Annotated in this window: 21 protein-coding genes; 20 read left to right on the top strand and 1 reads right to left on the bottom strand. The window is 37.9% G+C overall.

Annotation, left to right across the window (positions count from 1 at the left end; all coding sequences use genetic code 11):
- Positions 1-35 precede the first annotated feature (35 nt).
- The 4 genes from B7E04_RS15375 (at position 36) to B7E04_RS15360 (ending at position 3,211) form a co-directional block, all read left to right on the top strand.
- On the top strand, positions 36-701 hold the full coding sequence (locus B7E04_RS15375; protein ID WP_080779416.1) for a porin family protein: 666 nt from the start codon (positions 36-38) through the stop codon (positions 699-701).
- 144 nt (positions 702-845) lie between these two features.
- Positions 846-1,343, top strand: a complete 498-nt coding sequence (locus B7E04_RS15370; RefSeq protein WP_080779415.1) for a hypothetical protein — start codon at positions 846-848, stop codon at positions 1,341-1,343.
- A gap of 431 nt (positions 1,344-1,774) precedes the next feature.
- Positions 1,775-2,473 carry an outer membrane beta-barrel protein gene (locus B7E04_RS15365; RefSeq protein ID WP_080779414.1) on the top strand — a complete coding sequence of 233 codons (699 nt, stop codon included), beginning with the start codon at positions 1,775-1,777 and terminating at the stop codon, positions 2,471-2,473.
- Between the two features lie 81 nt (positions 2,474-2,554).
- Positions 2,555-3,211: a porin family protein gene (locus tag B7E04_RS15360; RefSeq protein WP_080779413.1), complete on the top strand. Its 657-nt coding sequence runs from the start codon at positions 2,555-2,557 to the stop codon at positions 3,209-3,211.
- Between the two features lie 60 nt (positions 3,212-3,271).
- On the opposite strand, the gene ffh is transcribed toward B7E04_RS15360, so the two are convergent.
- Positions 3,272-4,633, bottom strand: coding sequence for a signal recognition particle protein (gene ffh, locus B7E04_RS15355; protein WP_048504315.1), 1,362 nt, complete (start codon positions 4,631-4,633; stop codon positions 3,272-3,274).
- Between the two features lie 490 nt (positions 4,634-5,123).
- On the opposite strand from ffh, the gene B7E04_RS22460 reads away from it, so the two are divergent.
- The 16 genes from B7E04_RS22460 (at position 5,124) to B7E04_RS15275 (ending at position 18,989) form a co-directional block, all read left to right on the top strand.
- The gene (locus B7E04_RS22460) at positions 5,124-5,357 is read left to right on the top strand and encodes a hypothetical protein (RefSeq protein ID WP_228439950.1); all 234 of its coding nucleotides are present in this window, start codon (positions 5,124-5,126) and stop codon (positions 5,355-5,357) included.
- A gap of 59 nt (positions 5,358-5,416) precedes the next feature.
- Positions 5,417-6,514 (top strand): F0F1 ATP synthase subunit A, encoded by a 1,098-nt coding sequence (gene atpB / locus B7E04_RS15345; protein WP_080779411.1) that lies wholly within the window; start codon positions 5,417-5,419, stop codon positions 6,512-6,514.
- A gap of 47 nt (positions 6,515-6,561) precedes the next feature.
- A complete protein-coding gene (atpE, locus tag B7E04_RS15340; RefSeq protein WP_002979108.1) occupies positions 6,562-6,756 on the top strand; it encodes an ATP synthase F0 subunit C in 195 nt (64 codons plus the stop codon).
- An 86-nt stretch (positions 6,757-6,842) separates the two neighbouring features.
- A complete protein-coding gene (locus tag B7E04_RS15335) occupies positions 6,843-7,340 on the top strand; it encodes a F0F1 ATP synthase subunit B (RefSeq protein ID WP_062647306.1) in 498 nt (165 codons plus the stop codon).
- 2 nt (positions 7,341-7,342) lie between these two features.
- Complete coding sequence (atpH, locus tag B7E04_RS15330) at positions 7,343-7,882, top strand: ATP synthase F1 subunit delta (RefSeq protein WP_080779410.1); 540 nt, start codon at positions 7,343-7,345, stop codon at positions 7,880-7,882.
- Between the two features lie 18 nt (positions 7,883-7,900).
- Positions 7,901-9,478, top strand: a complete 1,578-nt coding sequence (atpA, locus tag B7E04_RS15325) for a F0F1 ATP synthase subunit alpha (RefSeq protein WP_062647301.1) — start codon at positions 7,901-7,903, stop codon at positions 9,476-9,478.
- 75 nt (positions 9,479-9,553) lie between these two features.
- On the top strand, positions 9,554-10,417 hold the full coding sequence (gene atpG, locus B7E04_RS15320; RefSeq protein WP_080779409.1) for an ATP synthase F1 subunit gamma: 864 nt from the start codon (positions 9,554-9,556) through the stop codon (positions 10,415-10,417).
- 334 nt (positions 10,418-10,751) lie between these two features.
- Positions 10,752-12,110 carry a hemolysin family protein gene (locus B7E04_RS15315; protein WP_080779408.1) on the top strand — a complete coding sequence of 453 codons (1,359 nt, stop codon included), beginning with the start codon at positions 10,752-10,754 and terminating at the stop codon, positions 12,108-12,110.
- A gap of 11 nt (positions 12,111-12,121) precedes the next feature.
- Complete coding sequence (locus tag B7E04_RS15310) at positions 12,122-12,427, top strand: ATP-dependent Clp protease adaptor ClpS (RefSeq protein ID WP_080780709.1); 306 nt, start codon at positions 12,122-12,124, stop codon at positions 12,425-12,427.
- A gap of 131 nt (positions 12,428-12,558) precedes the next feature.
- Positions 12,559-14,406, top strand: a complete 1,848-nt coding sequence (locus tag B7E04_RS15305; protein WP_080779407.1) for a T9SS type A sorting domain-containing protein — start codon at positions 12,559-12,561, stop codon at positions 14,404-14,406.
- A 133-nt stretch (positions 14,407-14,539) separates the two neighbouring features.
- Entirely contained in the window at positions 14,540-15,154 is a 615-nt protein-coding gene (udk, locus tag B7E04_RS15300) for a uridine kinase (RefSeq protein ID WP_048506915.1), read from the top strand.
- A 1-nt stretch (position 15,155) separates the two neighbouring features.
- Entirely contained in the window at positions 15,156-15,512 is a 357-nt protein-coding gene (locus B7E04_RS15295) for an FtsB family cell division protein (protein WP_080779406.1), read from the top strand.
- 100 nt (positions 15,513-15,612) lie between these two features.
- Complete coding sequence (locus B7E04_RS15290) at positions 15,613-16,776, top strand: methylmalonyl-CoA mutase family protein (RefSeq protein ID WP_080779405.1); 1,164 nt, start codon at positions 15,613-15,615, stop codon at positions 16,774-16,776.
- A gap of 83 nt (positions 16,777-16,859) precedes the next feature.
- Complete coding sequence (locus B7E04_RS15285) at positions 16,860-17,300, top strand: DinB family protein (protein ID WP_080779404.1); 441 nt, start codon at positions 16,860-16,862, stop codon at positions 17,298-17,300.
- Between the two features lie 127 nt (positions 17,301-17,427).
- Complete coding sequence (locus B7E04_RS15280; protein ID WP_139785413.1) at positions 17,428-18,576, top strand: class I SAM-dependent methyltransferase; 1,149 nt, start codon at positions 17,428-17,430, stop codon at positions 18,574-18,576.
- Between the two features lie 134 nt (positions 18,577-18,710).
- Positions 18,711-18,989, top strand: a complete 279-nt coding sequence (locus tag B7E04_RS15275; protein ID WP_080779403.1) for a hypothetical protein — start codon at positions 18,711-18,713, stop codon at positions 18,987-18,989.
- Positions 18,990-19,042: the final 53 nt, after the last annotated feature.

Raw genomic sequence — 19,042 nt, 5'->3', positions numbered from 1 at the left:
ATATTAGTTTTGTTGCCGAATACTAAAAATAAATCATGAAAAAATTATTACTCGTTGCAGCAGCGGCTGTAATTGGCGTTAATCTAAGCGCTCAGGAAACCAGATTTGGTGTAAAGGCTGGTTATTCACTTTCAACTTTAAAATTCAAAGACAACGGAAATTCTGAAAGTACAGATCCTGCACATACTTTCTATGGAGGTGTTCTGGTAGAGCACAAATTAAGTGATAAATTTGCCCTTCAGGGGGAAGTTTTATATTCACAATTAGGAGGGAAGATCACGGAAAGAGTAGAGGATGAAGATGATGCAGGTACATTCTTTAATATTAAGAACAAAACCACTTTTGGAACGATTCTGATCCCGGTTTCTGCCAAATATTTCATTACAGAAGGTTTGTCAGTTTCTGCCGGAGCTAATTTCGGACTGATCATTTCTGCAAAAACAAAGACGGTAGCAGACCTTGGATTGGGAATGATTCCTGGATTTGAAATTTCTGCAGATGATGAAACGGATATTAAAGACCAGACCAATACTTTGAATATCGCTCCTTTCTTAGGCGCAGAATATGCATTGGAAAACGGATTGTTCTTTGATGCAAGATACAATATGGGAGTTTCTAATTTAGCAAAAGATTCCGGAGATGGAAAATTGACGAACAGCTTCTTTCAGGTAGGTGTTGGTTTCAAATTCGGAGGGAATTAATTCTTAAAACTGAATACAAGACATAAGGGCGGGACAGAATATTGTTCCGCTTTTTTATTTTTATGATGAATAGGTATTGTTAACTTTATGTTAACAAAGAAAATATTTAGTAATTTTGTGGTATCAATCAAACTATTTAAAATAATGAAAAAACTATTTTTACTAGGTGCTTTTGCGCTGTTAGGCGGTGCAGCACACGCACAGGAGGGTTTTAAACTGGGTGGCCACATTGGAGTACCGGTAGGGGATGCCGCTGATGCTTCTTCATTTACATTAGGGGTAGACGCTGCCTATATGTGGAATATTACAAAAGGTCTGGACCTTGGGGTTACTTCAGGATATTCACACTTCTTCGGAAAGGATAATTTTGATGACTTCGGATTTATTCCTGTAGCGGTTTCCGGAAAATATAAATTCTCGGGGGCACCTATCTTTGTAGGTTTAGACCTTGGTTACGGAATTTCTGTAAAAGATGGAGTAGACGGCGGATTCTACGCACAGCCTAAATTCGGATACCAGATGGCTAAGGGTGAGCTTTATTTAGGCTACCAGACCATCAGCAACAAACGCGATTACGGATGGTATACCGCAAGCTGGAACGTAGGAGCGATCAACATCGGATATAACTTCTTCCTGAAATAAGGGGATGTTAAAGATAATATCAGAACTCCGGCCGTCAGGCCGGAGTTTTTTTGTCTGTTTAAAGCTTTAATACACCCCAATTATATTAATATTAAGGAATAATCAGCTGATATTCATAAACATTTGTTTAATTTTAAGATATAAAGGCTTAAATATTAACGTTTTAACTTTGATTTATCCGCAATAATTGCCAATAATCAGAAACTTGATGGAAAATGATAAATCTAAAAAAATAAGTATATTTCAGTCTTGTTGAAAAATTGTAATTTTTTTATTCTAAATATTGTGAAAAATTTAAAAGCCCATGGTTACTGCATTTTATTTTCGGAAAAGTATCACTCCTCATCAATGATATTAATCACGTTAACAAATTTTAATATTAGAAAGGGCCACTGTAAATTTGCCCTCAGAAAGTATTAAAATTTTATACAATGAAAAAATTAGTATTAGCTGGTGCTGTTGCACTTTTCGGTTTATCTAATGCACAAATTGCAAAAGGAACTGTTTATGTATCTGGTCAGGTAGGATTTTCTCAGGAAAGCGACAACAATACAGATAAAAAAGTATCTGAAATCAATATTATCCCAACAGTAGGGTATTTTGTAAACACTAACCTTGCTATCGGTTTAGGAGTTGGTTACAAAAACGGAAAAACAACAGTTGAAACTAACCAGTCTCAGACAGTAGGTAACATCACTACTACTTCAGTTGGAAAAACAAAAGACATCAACAATGCAATCGTTGTTGAGCCTTTCGCTAGAAAATACTGGACTTTAAGCGATAAGTTATATATCTTCGGTCAGTTATCAGTTCCTATGGAATTTGGAAGCGGTAAAAATGAAGTAGAAGGTACGGTAACTACATCTTCTTCTACCGGTACTCCTGCCACTACAACTACAAGTGTTTCTACAAGTACTGATAAGCCAAAGTCAACTTCAATCGGAGTTAGCATCAAGCCAGGTTTAGATTATTTCTTGAACAAAAACTGGACGATCGAAGCTACTATCGGGGAGTTCGGTTACAACAACAAAAAATATGACATCGACGGTGCTAAGAGTGTTGATAACTACAACTTCGGGTTGAATTTATCTACTGTAACTATCGGAGTTAAATATGTTTTTGCTAAGTAATTAACAAAGCATTCAATTCAATATAAAGCCCTAAGATTCTTAGGGCTTTTTTATCTGGAACATTTTTTTAAAATAATAATCATGAAAAAAATCTTATTGGCATCAGCTCTTGCTTTATTTGCAGGAATGAATGCACAGACAACATTCGGTGTAAAGGCAGGGTATACTTTATCTAAACTTAATTCCAACGAAAACAGCATTGAATTTGGTGGAATCTCAGGAGATTTAAAATCAAAATCCGGGTTCTATGCAGGCGCTTTGGTTGAGCATAAACTGAATAATAAATTTGCGCTTCAGGGAGAAGTGGAATATGCCAATTTAGGAGGAACTGCAAAAGTATCGTTGCCGGGAGGGATTTCCGTAACTGAAAAACTAAACTTCAACAGAATTGTCATTCCTGTATCGGCGAGATATTATGCAACTCCGGAGCTGGGTCTTTATGCAGGACCTTATGTGAGCTTTAAAACAGGCACAAAAGTAAAAATGGAGGTGAATGGGGCACCATCAAATCCACAGGGGATTAATGCAGGGGAAGAATACCTTGAAAAAGCCTTTGATGATAACTTAAAGTCTACAGATTTCGGGTTATTCTTTGGTGCTGACTATAACGTGTACAAAGGTCTTTTCGTAGACGCACGTTACAGCTTTGGATTGACCAATATGATCAAAGATCCTGTAAATGATGAAAAGCTGAAGATGAATTTCTTCCAGATCGGACTCGGTTACAAGTTCAAATAAAACAAAAAACTCTCAGAAATTCTGAGAGTTTTTTTATATCTTGTTTGTTGTCGGTAAGGTTTATTTGCCCATCATACCGCCCATACCCGGCATATTCGGCATTTTGCTCATCATCTGCATCATCTGTTTCCCCTGAGGTCCCTGCATCATCTTCATCATTTTACCCATCTGCTCAAACTGTTTCATCAGCTGGTTCACGTCTTCAATTTTTCTTCCTGCCCCTTTGGCAATTCTCTGCTTTCTCTGAGTATTGATAATGGATGGTCTTCTTCTTTCATCCGGAGTCATAGAGTAGATGATCGCTTCAATATGTTTGAAAGCATCATCGCTGATTTCCACATCCTTGATGGCTTTACCAACCCCCGGGATCATTCCCATAAGATCTTTCATATTACCCATCTTCTTGATCTGGTTAATCTGCTTCAGGAAATCATCAAAACCGAATTCATTTTTAGCGATTTTTTTGTGTAATTTTTTAGCTTCTTCCTCATCAAACTGCTCCTGAGCTCTTTCTACAAGGGAAACCACGTCTCCCATTCCCAGGATTCTGTCAGCCATCCTTTCAGGGTAGAAAAGATCCAGCGCTTCCATTTTCTCTCCGGTAGAGATGAATTTGATTGGTTTTTCCACTACAGAACGGATCGTTAATGCAGCACCCCCTCTGGTATCACCATCTAATTTGGTAAGAACAACACCGTCAAAGTTCAATGCATCATTGAATGCTTTTGCAGTATTCACGGCATCCTGACCCGTCATGGAATCTACTACAAACAGAGTTTCCTGAGGTTTGATGAAATAATGCACGGATTTGATCTCGTTCATCATCTGCTCATCAATGGCAAGACGTCCTGCGGTATCCACAATCACTACATCATGACCGTTGGCTTTTGCAAAATTAATTGCATTTTCAGCAATAGTGGAAGGGTTGGTAGAGCCTTCTTCCGTAAATACAGGAACCCCGATCTGTCCACCCAGCACCTTAAGCTGATCAATCGCTGCAGGACGGTAAACGTCGCAGGCAACCAATAATGGTTTTTTAGTTCTTTTTGTCTTTAAATAATTGGCCAGTTTTCCGGAGAAAGTAGTCTTACCCGAACCCTGAAGCCCGGCAATAAGAATCACAGTTGGTTTTCCTGAAAGATTGATACCTTCCTGGGAACCTCCCATCAGATCTACCAGTTCGTCATGAACAATTTTGGTCATCAGCTGTCCCGGAGTAAGGGAAGTAAGAACATTCTGTCCTAAAGCTTTATCCTGAACTCTTTTGGTAAGATCTTTTGCAACTTTATAGTTAACGTCGGCATCTACCAATGCGCGACGGATTTCCTTTACGGTTTCCGCTACGTTGATTTCCGTGATTTTTCCGCGTCCGGAAATATTATGTAGAGCCTTGTCTAATTTATCCTGTAAACTATTGAACATATTTATTGTAAATTATAGGTCTGCAAAAATAAGGAATTTTTGGCATATACAAAGTGTTCAGGCACGTAATATTATATATATAATGTTTTTGGATGTAAAACGGCAGATAGTAACTGGCCCCTCTAACCCGTGTCAAGGTTTAAAACCTTGACACGGGTTACCGGCAATAATCCTCATCTTCCGTCTTCCACTTGTATTAGGCTGCTGCTTCAACCGAACTCCAATATTGGAAACAAGCAAAAGCTTTCCTTCATGATAAAAATCAAATCATAACAAAATACGATAGAAAAAGTCTATTTTTGCGATCAGTTAAAACAAACCTTGTATTGAAAGGTTGAAAATAAGTTCTATAATGAAGTTAAATCCTAACATACTGGTTACAGTATTATTTTTTTTAACGTTTCTGATTCATTTTTCCCTCTGGAAATTTGTTTTTCACTTAGATGAGATTATTATTGTTAAATTTTATCTTTTTTTAAGTGTGATGTTCATGATGATGATCACGCTGATTGTTTTAATTAACAGGATAGTCCCTGAATTTTTAGGATTGTCTGTAATTGGACTGATCCTTTTAAAATTCGGTTTAATGTACCTAATCAGGAAAAAATTGAACTTTGAAGTGATTCCGGGCTATAAATTTCATTTTATTATCCCGTATTTTGTCCTGACCACGCTGCTTACGTACTATGCGATCAAGCTGATTAATCATGACAAAAAACAGTAAAATTATTTATTGAAACTAGAAAAAATATTATATTTTTGCACAACGAAAAAAACCTATCAATGTTTAAGAAATTCGCAGTTTTATTCTACAGTATTTTTGTATTAAACTTAGTGTCTGCACAGCACGGTGAGACTCCTGCTGGAACAGCTCCGGCTCAGGAGCTTTCGGAAAAAGACAAAGTAAGTAAAGAAAACAAGGAGTTCATAGATCATCACTTACTGGATGCTCATGACTTTACATTGATGGTGGATAAAGAAGGTCATCACATCGGTTTCCCTCTTCCTGTTATTTTTTATGATAACGGTTTCCACAGCTTTATGAGTAACAAGGAAGGGTTTATGCACGGAGAGCCTACTGAAGTAGACGGATCTCATTATGTACTTCACCACGAAAAAATTTATAAGACAGATGCAGCAGGAACTTTAACTCTTGATGATCACGGTCATCCTACTAATGAGAAGCCTTTGGATCTTTCTATTACAAAGAGTGTACTTATTCTTTTATTAGTATCCATCTTTATGTTGGTATTATTCGGAGGAATGGCTAAGTCTTACAAGAAATCTGTTGTTCCTGCGGGAGCTGCAAGATTCCTGGAGCCGCTGATCATTTTCGTAAGAGATGAAGTAGCAATCCCGAACATCGGTCACAAGTATAAAAGATTTATGGGATACTTACTGACTGTATTCTTCTTTATCTTATTCCTTAACGTATTAGGACTAATGCCTTTCGGTATCAATGTTACCGGTAATATTACCATGACATTCTTCCTGGCGATCCTTACATATCTAATTACTACATTCTCTGCCAATAAAGATTACTGGAAGCACATCTTCTGGATGCCGGGAGTACCTGTACCAATGAAACTGATCATGTTGCCAATCGAATTGTTAGGAACCATCACCAAGCCTTTCGCATTGATGATCCGTCTTTTTGCCAACATGACGGCAGGACACATCGTAGTAATGAGTTTGATCGGATTGATCTATGTGTTTAAGAACTTCGCAGCCGGTGTTGCATTCCCGTTCTTAACGTTAGTGATCTATTTATTGGAAGTATTGGTTGCATTCTTACAGGCTTATATCTTTACGATGTTATCCGCTCTGTTTATCGGAATGGCTGTACAGGAGCACGAGCACGAACATCATGCAGCTCACTAATTGGAATTATAAATTAAAGTAAAACAAATTTTTTAAAATTATATATTATGGAAATCCCTAAAATTGTAGGTGCTGGTATCGTAGTACTAGGTGTAGGTATCGGTCTTGGTAAAATCGGAGCTGCTGCTCTTGAAGCTATCGCTAGACAACCTGAGCAATCTGGAAAAATCCAAACAGCTATGCTTATCGCTGCTGCACTTGTTGAAGGTGTTGCGTTTGCTGCTCTATTCGCAGTAAACTAATTAAAATCAAACCATTACCCGTAACGGTTGGTTACAGGTAATGGTTATTTAAGAAAAAAAGTAATAATTATTTATACATTTATATAATGGAATTAATTCACCAGTTTTCATCAGGATTATTTATTATCCAGTCTGTTATTTTTCTAGCATTATTATTTTTGTTAGGCAAATTTGCTTGGAAACCTATTTTAAAATCTATCAATGACAGAGAAACTTCTATTGTTGATGCTCTTAATCAAGCTAAATTGGCAAGAAAAGAGATGGAGACTTTAAAAGAGGATAACGAAAGAATTATTCGTGAAGCTAAGATCGAAAGAGATGCGATCCTTAAAGAAGCCAGAGAAATTAAAGATAGAATCGTAGGTGAGGCTAAAGATGCTGCAAAAACTGAAGGAGATAAACTGATCGAAGCAGCTAAGCAGACTATCCAGACTGAGAAAAATGCTGCTATGGCAGATATCAAAACTCAAATCGGTGCTTTATCTGTAAACATCGCTGAATCTATCCTTAAGCAAAAGCTGGACAACAGCGAAGCTCAAAACGAATTAGTTCAAAATTATTTAAACAAATCAAACCTTAACTAAGAATGCTTACATCTAAAGTAGCTAAAAGATACGCACAGGGACTGATTGATTTCACCAATGAATCAGGTCAGACCGCTGCTGTATTTTCTGAAATGAAAGATGTAGTGAAGATCATGTCTGAATCTAAGGATTTGAACAAATTTTTCCTTACGCCTTACATTGATTCCAAAAAGAAAATAGAGGCAGCAAACGAAATTTTTAAAGGTTTTTCGGTTTCTTCACAGAACCTGATCAGATTAGTGATCAAACACGGCCGTGAAAGCCAGTTGAAAAATATCGCTCAGGAGTTTATCAATAAAGTAGAGGACATCAACGGGGTACAGAGAATTACTCTTACCACAGCGACTCAGCTTTCCAAAGAGAACCTTGATCAGATCTTAAGATCTACCAATCTTGTAAAAGAAGGTTCAAACTTTGACCTGAACTTAAATGTGAAGCCTGAAATTTTAGGAGGTTACATTTTAAGAGTAGGTGATCAGCAGGTAGATGCGTCTGTAAAGACCAAATTGAACCAAGTTAAAAAAGATTTTCAGTTAAATTAAAGAAAAAACAACCATACAATGGCAGAAATAAATCCGGCAGAAGTATCTGCGATCTTAAAACAGCAATTGGCCAACTTCGACACTCAATCCAACGTTGAGGAAGTAGGTACAGTTTTAACCATCGGTGATGGTATTGCTCGTGTATACGGGTTAGAAAACGTACAATACGGAGAGTTGGTGAAATTTTCTAGTGATGTAGAAGGTATTGTACTAAACCTTGAAGAAGACAACGTAGGTGTTGCGCTACTTGGGGAAAGTAAATTAGTAAAAGAAGGAGACACAGTAAGAAGAACAAACAGAATCTCTTCTATCAAAGTAGGAGAAGGGATGTTGGGAAGAGTAGTAGATACTCTTGGTAACCCTATCGATGGTAAAGGTCCTATTACTGGGGATTTATACGAAATGCCATTGGAAAGAAAGGCTCCTGGAGTTATCTTCAGACAGCCGGTAACTGAGCCTTTACAAACAGGTATCGTAGCGATTGACTCTATGATCCCGGTAGGAAGAGGGCAAAGAGAGCTTATCATTGGTGACAGACAGACAGGTAAAACTACTGTTGCAATTGATACGATCATCAACCAGAAAGAATTCTTTGATGCAGGTAAGCCTGTATATTGTATATATGTTGCGATCGGTCAGAAAGCTTCTACCGTAGCACAAATCGTTAAAACCCTTTCTGATAAAGGAGCTTTAGCGTACACTGTAATCGTTGCGGCTAACGCATCAGATCCGGTTCCTATGCAGGTATATTCTGCAATGGCTGGAGCATCTATCGGGGAGTTCTTCAGAGACACCGGCAGACCTGCATTGATCGTTTATGATGATTTATCAAAACAGGCGGTGGCTTACCGTGAGCTTTCTCTTCTATTGAGAAGACCACCGGGCCGTGAAGCTTACCCTGGAGACGTTTTCTACCTTCACTCAAGATTATTGGAAAGAGCAGCAAAAGTAATTGCTGACGACCAGATTGCGAGCCAGATGAACGACTTACCAGACTCTCTAAAGCCAATCGTAAAAGGAGGAGGTTCATTAACTGCCCTTCCGATTATCGAAACTCAGGCTGGTGACGTTTCTGCGTATATTCCAACCAACGTAATCTCCATCACAGACGGACAGATCTTCCTGGAGTCTGACCTGTTCAACTCAGGGGTTCGTCCTGCGATCAACGTAGGGATCTCTGTATCAAGGGTAGGAGGTAACGCTCAGATCAAATCAATGAAAAAAGTATCTGGTACTCTTAAATTAGACCAGGCACAATATAAAGAATTGGAAGCGTTTGCTAAATTCGGTTCTGACCTTGATGCTTCTACTTTAGCAGTTATCTCTAAAGGGGAAAGAAACGTTGAGATCCTTAAGCAGCCGGTAAACTCTCCACTTCCGGTAGACAGCCAGGTAGCGATGATCTACGCAGGAACAGAGAACCTTTTAAGAAACGTTCCGATCAGAAAAGTAAAAGAATTCCAGATAGAATACATCGAGTTCCTAAGATCTAAGCACCCTGATACAATGGCGGCTATTAAAGCTGGTAAAATCGATAACGATATTACCAACGTTCTTAAGCAGGCAGCTAACGATTTAGCTTCAAAATATAACTAAAAAATTCAATGTTTAAGGTTTAGAATTCAATGTTTTAAACCTTAAACTTTAGACCTTAAACCTTGAACCACAATAATGGCAAACTTAAAAGAAATACGAGGCAGAATTAGTTCAATTTCATCTACGATGCAGATTACACGTGCTATGAAAATGGTTTCCGCTGCGAAACTTAAAAAAGCACAGGATGCAATCGTAATGCTAAGACCTTATTCTGAAAAACTACAGGAGCTTATCCAGAATGTAAATTCCAGCTCTGATCCTGATCAGATTTCTGTTTATGCTCAAAAAAGAGAGGTAAAAAGAGTGCTTTTCATTGCTGTTACTTCAAACAGAGGTCTTGCGGGAGCTTTCAACTCGTCTATTGTAAAAGAGCTTAATGCCCAGTTTCAGAACAATTCTCAATATGAGGTAGAAGTTCTTTCAATTGGTAAGAAAGCTTATGACGCAGTAAGAAAAACACGTGCGGTTTACGCTAATGAAAGTTCTGTTTTTGATAATCTGAACTTCGATACTGTAGCTCACGTGAGTGAAGGGGTGATGACAAGTTTCAGAGAAGGTAAATTTGACGAAGTATATTTGATTTATAATAAATTCGTTAATGCAGCTACACAGGAAGTAACCACAGAGCAGCTTCTTCCGATTTCAATGCCGGAAACTACGGAGCCTCAGGTTGAAACAGATTATATTTTCGAACCGAACAGAGCTGAAATCTTAGATAATCTGATTCCTAAATCGATCAAAACTCAGGTTTTCAAAGCCATCCTGGATTCAGTGGCATCTGAGCACGGAGCGAGAATGACTGCAATGCACAAAGCAACAGACAACGCACAGGCTCTTAAAAATGACCTGGTGATCTTCTACAACAAAGCAAGACAGGCTGCTATTACAAACGAGATCCTGGAGATCGTTTCCGGAGCAGAAGCTTTGAAAAATTCATAAGGAATTATTTTAATATCATACTAAGCATCGACATGGTCGGTGCTTTTTTGTTTAGATTGGAGACAGGATAAGGTTTAAAATTATTAAGCAGTTAAGGTTTCAGAAGTCAATCAATGAAAATTTCAATTCTTCTTTGCCCCGTAGAAACGAATATCTTATTAAATCCGTATTCCGACTCAAAAAATATTTTGAGCCTATTTTTCGCCCTCTAAAAACTTCTATCTTCAACCATCCCATCTTCCTGCTGAAAAATTGCATTCCCAAAATGTCTTAACCCCAACTCAGGTTATTTTTATTTTATCTATCTTTGTAGCTAAAATTATATAATTTCTAAATGGACTCGGACATAGTCAGGCTTTTGCTAGCCTTATTTCTTGTTTTATTAAATGGCTTTTTCGTAGCCGCAGAATTTTCAATTGTTAAAGTTCGTTACTCACAAATCCAGCTGAAAGCTGCAGAGGGTAACTCCATGGCCAAGCAGGCGGAACACATTATCAAACATCTTGATGAGTATCTATCTGCAACACAGCTTGGTATTACATTGGCATCCCTTGCATTGGGTTGGGTAGGTGAAAGTGCTTTGCACCACGTTGTTGAAGGTATTTTCCATTCTTTGAATGTAGATTTCACCCAGGCAACCATTACTACTATTTCAGTGGCGACAAGCTTTGTACTGATTACCGTAATGCACATTGTATTTGGAGAGCTTATCCCAAAATCTATAGCGATCAGAAAATCAGAAGCGACTACAATGGCTACGGCAGTTCCATTAAGAGTTTTTTACACGGTTTTCAAGCCGTTCATCTGGTTGATGAACCTGATGTCGAATACATTCTTAAGATTGGTAAAAATACATCCGGCTTCAGAGCAGGAAATTCACTCTACTGAAGAACTTCAGCTCCTGGTAAAACAGAGTGCCGATAGCGGAGAGATTGAAGAAGAGAATTATGAGATTATCAAGAATGCATTTGATTTTACAGATCATTCTGCCAAACAGATCATGGTTCCGAGACAGAATATCACCTCAATTGATTTTGAGGAAGAGATCAATGAAATTATCAACAAGATCATGGACAGCGGTTACTCCCGTATCCCGGTATATCTTGATTCCATAGATAACGTAATCGGGGTGTTCTATACCAAGGAAATTATAAGGGAATTCGTTAAAAGAAAAGGTGACCTTACCCATGAAGATCTGAAAGATCTGATGCGTGATGCTTTTTTCGTGGTGGGGAGTAAAAAAATCTCAGACCTTCTGAAGATATTCCAGCAGAAAAAACAGCACCTTGCCATCGTTATTGATGAATTTGGAGGAACTGAAGGTATTATTACCCTTGAAGATATCCTTGAGGAATTGGTAGGGGAAATACAGGATGAAGAAGATGACGAAGACAAGCTGGTAGATAAGATAGGCGATAATATTTATTGGGTTCAGGCTACGCAGCCATTGGATGAGATCAATGAATATCTGCCTAAAAGACTGCCGCTTTCAGAAGAAAGTGAATACAATTCACTGGCTGGATTTATTCTGCATGCCCTGGAAGATATTCCGGAAGAAAATGATGAATTTGATCTGGAAAATTACCATTTCAAGATTCTGAAAATGAACAATAAAAGCGTAGAGCTTGTAGAATTGGTTTATGAAGGCCCGAATGTTCTGAATGATCTGGCTGATAAAATTGGGGAAGTTTAATGGATAAAAAGATGTTTTTTTATAACAGCATAAAAGATTACGAAGATCCGAAACGGCAGTATGAAGAGGAAGTATTGGTTTTGGATGACACAGATGAAGTCTATAAGCTTGTTCTTCATAACGATGATGTTCACACGTTTGATTATGTGATCGATTGTCTGATCGAAATCTGCAAACATACACTGGAACAGGCAGAACAATGCACCATGCTGGTCCATTATAAAGGCAAATGCACGGTAAAAACAGGCGCTCTGGATTTGCTGAAGCCTATGCATGAAAAACTGCTTTCAAGAGAATTAACAAGCGAAATCGTATAAGTGAAACTCCACCTTTGGGTGGAGTTTTTGTTGAAAATGTAACTTTTGTTGCAAATTACTCGCTTTTTGGTGATAAATATGTTTAAATTTATTTATATTAGCAAATACAACGCACTATAAAATATAAATCAATGAAACAAAAAATTACTTCGATGCTTCTTTGCGGTATATTATGCTTTTCCGCATTAAATGCCCAGACATCATCTTTTGAAACCCCGGCCAGAAGCTGGATAAAAGAAAACACAAGAACTTTAGGAATTCCGGGATTCAGTACACTTAAACTTAGCTCAGTACGTAAAGGAAATACAGGCGAAACACTGCGTTTTCAGCAGATGATCAAAGATGTTCCTGTTTTTCAGTCTGAAATTTTAGTTCACTTCAATAAGGAAGGCAAATTAAGCTATACGGCGACGGAAAGTCTGAAAAAAAACCTGAAGGAAGTGGATACTGTTCCTTCTATATCTGCTGCTGATGCGTTCAAAAAGGCTATCGTGGCCAGTAAGGGAGAAGGAGCGATTACTTATCAGGAAAATAAACTGTTTGTTTATATAACGGATGAAGGTGATACCAAGCTGGTGTATAGAGCTGTAATTAATCCTTATGACAATCCTGGCAGCTGGGAAACGATTATTGATGCAAAGACAGGTACTGTAGTAAGCGTAAAGGATATTGCCGTATACCACCGCGGACATGAAGGCGACTCTGATGACCACAAAAAAAATAAAGCACCTAAAACACAGAAAAAAAACAGTTTTAAAGCTTCCGGCTCCGGCTATGTTTTTGATCCGGATCCGTTGTCGAAAACAGGATCTGCCTATACAGGTAATTTTGTAGATAATAATGACGCAACCAATGCCAGCCTTGATAATGCCAGAACTTTAGTGACTTTATCTGATATAGAGTTTGCCAATAATGTTTATAAATTAAAAAATGCTTACGTAGAAATTGCCAATGTAAGTAATCCTAATTCAGGATTATTCACTCAGGCTACCAACCAGTTTTTATTCAATAGAAGTGAATTGGGCTTTGAGGCGGTAAATGTATTCTGGCATGTAGATAAAAGTTTGAGATACATCAATGAAACATTGGGAATAACCTGCAGGCCGACAACGAATGGAGGGGCTGTTCTTTACGATCCTCACGCTTTAAATGGAGCCGATAATTCCAGTTATAGTACTTCCGGAGTGCTGCAGTTTGGCCAGGGAGGCGTAGATGACGCTGAAGATGCAGATGTTATTATACATGAACTGGGACACGGAATTCATCACTGGCTTTCCGGAGGAGTTTCCAATTCAGATGGATTAAGTGAAGGATGTGGTGATTATTGGGCGCAGTCCTACAGCAGAAGCTTAAATCAATGGGCTTCTTCAGCTCCTGAGTATAACTGGATGTTTAACTGGGACGGGCACAACCAATATTGGGCAGGCAGAATCACCAACTATACTGTTACGTATCCAGGAACGGGAGCAATCCATACAAAAGGACAAATCTGGGCTTCTGCACTGATGAGAATCTGGAACAGAATAGGAAAAGAGAAAACAGACAGAGCCTTTTTGGAAGGACTGGATTTAACAACCTCCAGCACAAACCAGCAGAATGCCGCTATTGCCGTAAGACAGGCTGGAATTGATATGTTAGGACAGTTTGGATTCAATTGTAATGATATTACGGCGATGACAGAGGAGTTTACCGCTGCCGGATATGTACTTCCGGAATACAACTGCGCCCTGAGCACAAAAGAAGTGAAGAAAGAAAACCAGGCTTCCGTATATCCGAACCCTGCTACTGACGCAATCTTTGTTGTATTAAAAGGAGATAAGGAAGAAAAAGCCGAAATCCATAACATGGAAGGTAGAAAAATAATGGAAACGACGATCGGAAACGGTAAAAATAAAATAGATATTTCGAACCTTCCGTCCGGAAATTATATCCTGACCGTAAAAGGAATTGATTTATCTTCAAAATTCATCAAGAAATAAAAGTTTTGAAAACCTTTTAAATCCGGTGCTTAGTCACCGGATTTTTTGTTAAAACCAAAATCTGCAGGGATTGTTTTACTTGCATTCATCTAAAATAGTATATTTGTACCAACTATAAAGAAACAAAAAAGGAATGCTTGTAATAGGAATTGCCGGAGGAACAGGATCCGGCAAAACTACAGTTGTTGACAAGATACTGCAGCAGCTTGATATTGAAGGAATGAATATCCTTTCTCAGGATAATTATTATCATGATAATCAGAATCTGACTCTTACCGAGAGAGAAGCTCTGAACTATGACCATCCAAAGTCCATAGATTTCGATTTGATGATCAAACATGTGAAAGCTTTAAAAAATAACGAGCCCATTGAACAGCCCGTTTACAGCTTTGTTACTCATTCCCGAACCGGCGACCATGTCACTGTAGAACCTAAAAATGTATTGGTAGTAGAAGGTATTCTGGTCCTTACGAACAAAGAACTGCTGAAGGAATTCGATTTGAAAGTATTTGTTCATGCTGATTCTGATGAAAGGCTGATCAGGAGGATCAGGAGAGATACACAGGAAAGAGGAAGAGACCTTGGTGAAGTGCTTCACAGGTACCAGACCACACTGAAACCAATGCATCAGGAATTTATAGAACCATCGAAGAATGAAGCAGATCTTATCATTCCGAATATGAGACAGAATTCCGTAGCGATTGATTTTTTAACTACTGTTATCAAAAATTCGTTGAGAAAACATTAAAATGAAAGAAAACAAACTTATTAAAGACATCCAGCCGAAGTCTGAAACATTCAAACTGATCCAGAAATATGTGCTGAACAAATATACCATTACCATCTGTATGTTTCTGGTATGGATGATTTTCTTTGATAAAACCTCTTTCCTTGTTATTCATGAACTGAACGGTGAGATCAGCCGATATGAAGACCAGCTGGAATATTATAAAAAAGAATATGAAAAGAACGATGCTTTTTATAAGAAGCTGATGAACAATAAGTCGGAAAAAGAAAAATACGCAAGGGAAAATTATTTTATGAAAAAACCAAATGAAGAAATCTTCATTCTGGTAGTAGACAGCGCTGATGCTGCTAAAAAATAAAATGTCAATAGTGAATGGTCAATGGTCATTTTTTATTAATTTCCAATTGACTTGCGAAGCAAAATTCACAATTGATCTTTCACAAATTAACCAATAGTCCATGTCCAATACAGATATACTTCCAAACTGGGAAAACTTAGTAAAAAAACAACTTAAAACAGAAGATATTTACGCTGTCCTGAAGAAAGAAAACCTTGAAGGGATAGAAGTAAAACCTTTTTACAGTGAAATTCAGAAGCCCGTGGCCAACCTGCCAAAAGTGGAAGAAAATACTCATCTGGTAGCAAGATACCATGAAAGTCTGGAAGAAGATGTATTTGCATTTATTTTGGATCAGAATGTAGAAACGCTGGAGCAGAAGACTCTTTTTGTTAATAATAAAGACCTTGCCGGGCATATCAGTCCTAAGGAAGAGGACCAATATTTCTCGCTGATTGATGTTTTTAACGAAAATGAAGGCATTATTGATGATCAGCTTGCAAAGGAACTTTTATCCAAGGACTTCAAAAGAAATATTTGTATAGATATTTCACTTCACCAGAATGCCGGGGCCGCCATTTATCAGCAGCTGGCCATTGCACTGGCAAAAACCAAAGAACTTGCAGAAGTTTACGGACCTGATATTTTAAATAAACTGATTTTCAGGATTGCAGTCGGAGGGAATTATTTCTTTGAGATGGCAAAGCTGAGAGCATTTAAAATAGTTTTTAACCAGTTATCCAAAGAATATGGCTGCAATGAAACCCCATACATTTTTGCGGAAACATCATTAAGGAACAAAGCTATTGCAGACACCGAAAATAACCTGATCCGTTCTACATTAGAGCTCGCTTCTGCGATGATTGCCGGAGCAGATGCCGTTTTCAGCAACAATTACCTGGTTGACAGAAGCACGGACAATTCCGAAGAAATTTCCTTTAAACAACAAATCGTGATGGCATACGAAAGTATCATTAATGTATTTGAGGATGCGTCCAACGGAAGTTATTATATTGAAGACATTACCCGTCAGATCGCAGAAAAATCCTGGACGCTCTTTGTTGAGATTGAAGAGGGCGGTGGATATCTTGAGCTTTTAAAGCAGGGAACGATCCAGAAAAAAATCTATGATCAGGCTGTTCAGGAGCAAAAATGGGTGGAAGAAGGAAAAATAAAGCTGATAGGAGTAAATTTATACCCCAAATTAGAGGTTAAAAGATCAATTGAGGATCTCTACAACGAAAAAGAAATAAAACCCGTACGATGGGCTGAAATGTTTGAATAATTTCATTTTTTTATAACAAAAAATATGCACAAGCATCCGTATAAATCTGTGCCATCTGTGGTTAACTCAAAAAATAATCTGAAATGATAGAAAAACTGATCGACCTATTTGAATACACCTATCATTTCAACAGAGAAATGATCAAAAAGATTTCAGAAAATATATCAAAAGTTGATGAAAAAACAATCAGTCTGATCAATCATACACTCAATGCCCAGCAAATCTGGAATGCAAGAATATCAGGAGAAGAGACCTTTGAAGTATGGCAGATCAATCCTTTCGAAGCGCTTGAAAACATCAACCACCAGAACTTTCTGAAAAGCACTGAAATAGTTCAAAGCCAGGATCTGGATACAAGAATTGGATACCGTAATTCAAGGGGAGACAGGTTTGAAAACAGTATTTTTGAAATGCTGTTCCATGCCGTTAACCATTCCACCTATCACCGTGGTCAGATCAATACGCTTCTTAAACAGAACGGTATCAAGCCGATATTGACGGACTATATTTTTTATAAAAGATAAGAAGGCACTTTGATTCTTCAGTAAGCCAGGTTAAGTTTTTAAAATTCCAAATGCCATACTGAACGGAGTCAAAGTATTTCTATTGATATGCGGGCGTTTTACAATATTATGAAAATTCAAAAAATCTGTGGGAAATAACTTAATCAGCAAAGAAATCCAGGACTACATCCATGCCAATCTAAACACAGATCTGCATACCCTTCTCCTGAAAAAATCAACATTTCCCGAAGTTTCCATGCAGGAAATCGTCCAGCAGATCAAAGGAAAGCAGACCGCGCAGAAAAAATTTCCCTTTCTTTTAAAGGAAGGAATTATTTTTCCGCCCCAGCTGAATCTGGAACAGGCATCCTCAGAGAAAACAGCTCTTTATAAATCGCAGATGTTCAAAGGTGAGAAATTCATTGATCTTACCAGTGGTTTCGGAATTGATGCCTATTACCTTTCCCAAAATTTTAATGAAGTTACTTTGGTGGAACAGAATCCGCAATTGTTGGATATTGTAAAGCATAACTGGGCTGTATTAGAGCGGGATGCAACTTTTATAAATCAAAACCTGGAAGATTTTCTGAATGACAGTCAGGAGCATTTTGACATTATTTATCTGGATCCGGCAAGAAGAGACCAGAACAAAAATAAAGTTTTTCTTCTGGAAGATCTTTCACCCGACATTCTTCAGATCAAAGAAAAGCTTCTGTCAAGAGGAGATCAGGTGGTGGTCAAGCTTTCTCCCTTGATCGATATAAAATATCTGGTCTCTGTGCTGCCGGAAATTTTCAGGATAGAAATTATCGCAGTAAGAAATGATGTAAAGGAGGCTGTTATTTTCCTGTCCAGTGAGGAAAAGGATGAAATTATGGTGAACTGTGTGAATCTCGAAAGTGAAGAATCTGCATTTTTATTCAGGTTTGGAGAAGAAGAAAAAAGCCAGGCAGCTTATTCCGAGCCGGAAAAATTCATATACATCCCGAACAACAGTATTTTAAAAGCAGGTGTTTTTAATCTGATCTCTGAAAGATTCGGACTTAAAAAGCTGCATCCCAATACCCATATCTATACTTCAGATCAAAAGGTTGATGATTTTCCCGGGAGAGTTTTTGAGATGGAAATTATTGAATCTAAGCAGATTAAAAAGAAAGACTCTTTCAATATCATTTCAAAAAATTATCCTCTGAAACCGGAAGAAATCAAAAAGAAATATGGGATAAAAGACGGCGGAAAAGACTACCTTATTTTTACACAATCCAAAAAAGGTAAAATTATTTTAAAATCAGTATAAAAATGTTGCCCCAAAAAGCAGGATTTCTTAATTTTGGGCAATTAAAAATTCAAGCTGGAAATCGCTTGCTGTTAAAATAAAGATAACCGGCTAAAAATTGCGATTCCACAGACCTTAAAAAATAAATTTTACATATGAAAAAACTAATTATATGTTTAGCTGTTGCAACGGTAGCCGTAAGCTGTAAAAAAATCCAGGCAGGAGGAAACAAGAATACGCTGAAACTGGAAGAAGGAGTAGAGAGATATTCTGATGATGCTCAGGGTGGAGGCGAAGCACACGGTCACGAGGCTGCAGCGGGTCACCATGAGGCAGCCCCAGCTGAAAAGCACGAAACTGCAGCTCCTAAAACAGACAGTACAGCAGCAGTAAAACCTGCTGAAGCTGAGAAAGCTCCGAAGACTGAACACTAATTAAGAGTACACAATATAAAGAATGTCCTGCCATGGTGCAGGACATTTTTGTT

This window comes from Chryseobacterium phocaeense (assembly GCF_900169075.1).
In the GTDB taxonomy this organism is placed as follows: Bacteria; Bacteroidota; Bacteroidia; order Flavobacteriales; family Weeksellaceae; genus Chryseobacterium; species Chryseobacterium phocaeense.
The sequence above is the reverse complement of the archived record's forward strand: the minus strand, read 5'-3'. Positions and strand labels throughout refer to the sequence as shown.

Coding starts and splice junctions, on each gene's coding strand:
- atpG (WP_080779409.1), top strand. CDS start 9,554: ATGGCAAACTTAAAAGAAATACGAGGCAGAATTAGTTCAATTTCATCT.
- atpH (WP_080779410.1), top strand. CDS start 7,343: ATGCTTACATCTAAAGTAGCTAAAAGATACGCACAGGGACTGATTGAT.
- B7E04_RS22460 (WP_228439950.1), top strand. CDS start 5,124: ATGATGATGATCACGCTGATTGTTTTAATTAACAGGATAGTCCCTGAA.
- B7E04_RS15295 (WP_080779406.1), top strand. CDS start 15,156: ATGAAAGAAAACAAACTTATTAAAGACATCCAGCCGAAGTCTGAAACA.
- B7E04_RS15275 (WP_080779403.1), top strand. CDS start 18,711: ATGAAAAAACTAATTATATGTTTAGCTGTTGCAACGGTAGCCGTAAGC.
- B7E04_RS15315 (WP_080779408.1), top strand. CDS start 10,752: ATGGACTCGGACATAGTCAGGCTTTTGCTAGCCTTATTTCTTGTTTTA.
- B7E04_RS15335 (WP_062647306.1), top strand. CDS start 6,843: ATGGAATTAATTCACCAGTTTTCATCAGGATTATTTATTATCCAGTCT.
- B7E04_RS15310 (WP_080780709.1), top strand. CDS start 12,122: ATGTTTTTTTATAACAGCATAAAAGATTACGAAGATCCGAAACGGCAG.
- B7E04_RS15365 (WP_080779414.1), top strand. CDS start 1,775: ATGAAAAAATTAGTATTAGCTGGTGCTGTTGCACTTTTCGGTTTATCT.
- atpB (WP_080779411.1), top strand. CDS start 5,417: ATGTTTAAGAAATTCGCAGTTTTATTCTACAGTATTTTTGTATTAAAC.
- B7E04_RS15360 (WP_080779413.1), top strand. CDS start 2,555: ATGAAAAAAATCTTATTGGCATCAGCTCTTGCTTTATTTGCAGGAATG.
- ffh (WP_048504315.1), bottom strand. CDS start 4,633: ATGTTCAATAGTTTACAGGATAAATTAGACAAGGCTCTACATAATATT.
- atpA (WP_062647301.1), top strand. CDS start 7,901: ATGGCAGAAATAAATCCGGCAGAAGTATCTGCGATCTTAAAACAGCAA.
- B7E04_RS15305 (WP_080779407.1), top strand. CDS start 12,559: ATGAAACAAAAAATTACTTCGATGCTTCTTTGCGGTATATTATGCTTT.
- B7E04_RS15370 (WP_080779415.1), top strand. CDS start 846: ATGAAAAAACTATTTTTACTAGGTGCTTTTGCGCTGTTAGGCGGTGCA.
- udk (WP_048506915.1), top strand. CDS start 14,540: ATGCTTGTAATAGGAATTGCCGGAGGAACAGGATCCGGCAAAACTACA.
- B7E04_RS15375 (WP_080779416.1), top strand. CDS start 36: ATGAAAAAATTATTACTCGTTGCAGCAGCGGCTGTAATTGGCGTTAAT.
- B7E04_RS15285 (WP_080779404.1), top strand. CDS start 16,860: ATGATAGAAAAACTGATCGACCTATTTGAATACACCTATCATTTCAAC.
- B7E04_RS15290 (WP_080779405.1), top strand. CDS start 15,613: ATGTCCAATACAGATATACTTCCAAACTGGGAAAACTTAGTAAAAAAA.
- atpE (WP_002979108.1), top strand. CDS start 6,562: ATGGAAATCCCTAAAATTGTAGGTGCTGGTATCGTAGTACTAGGTGTA.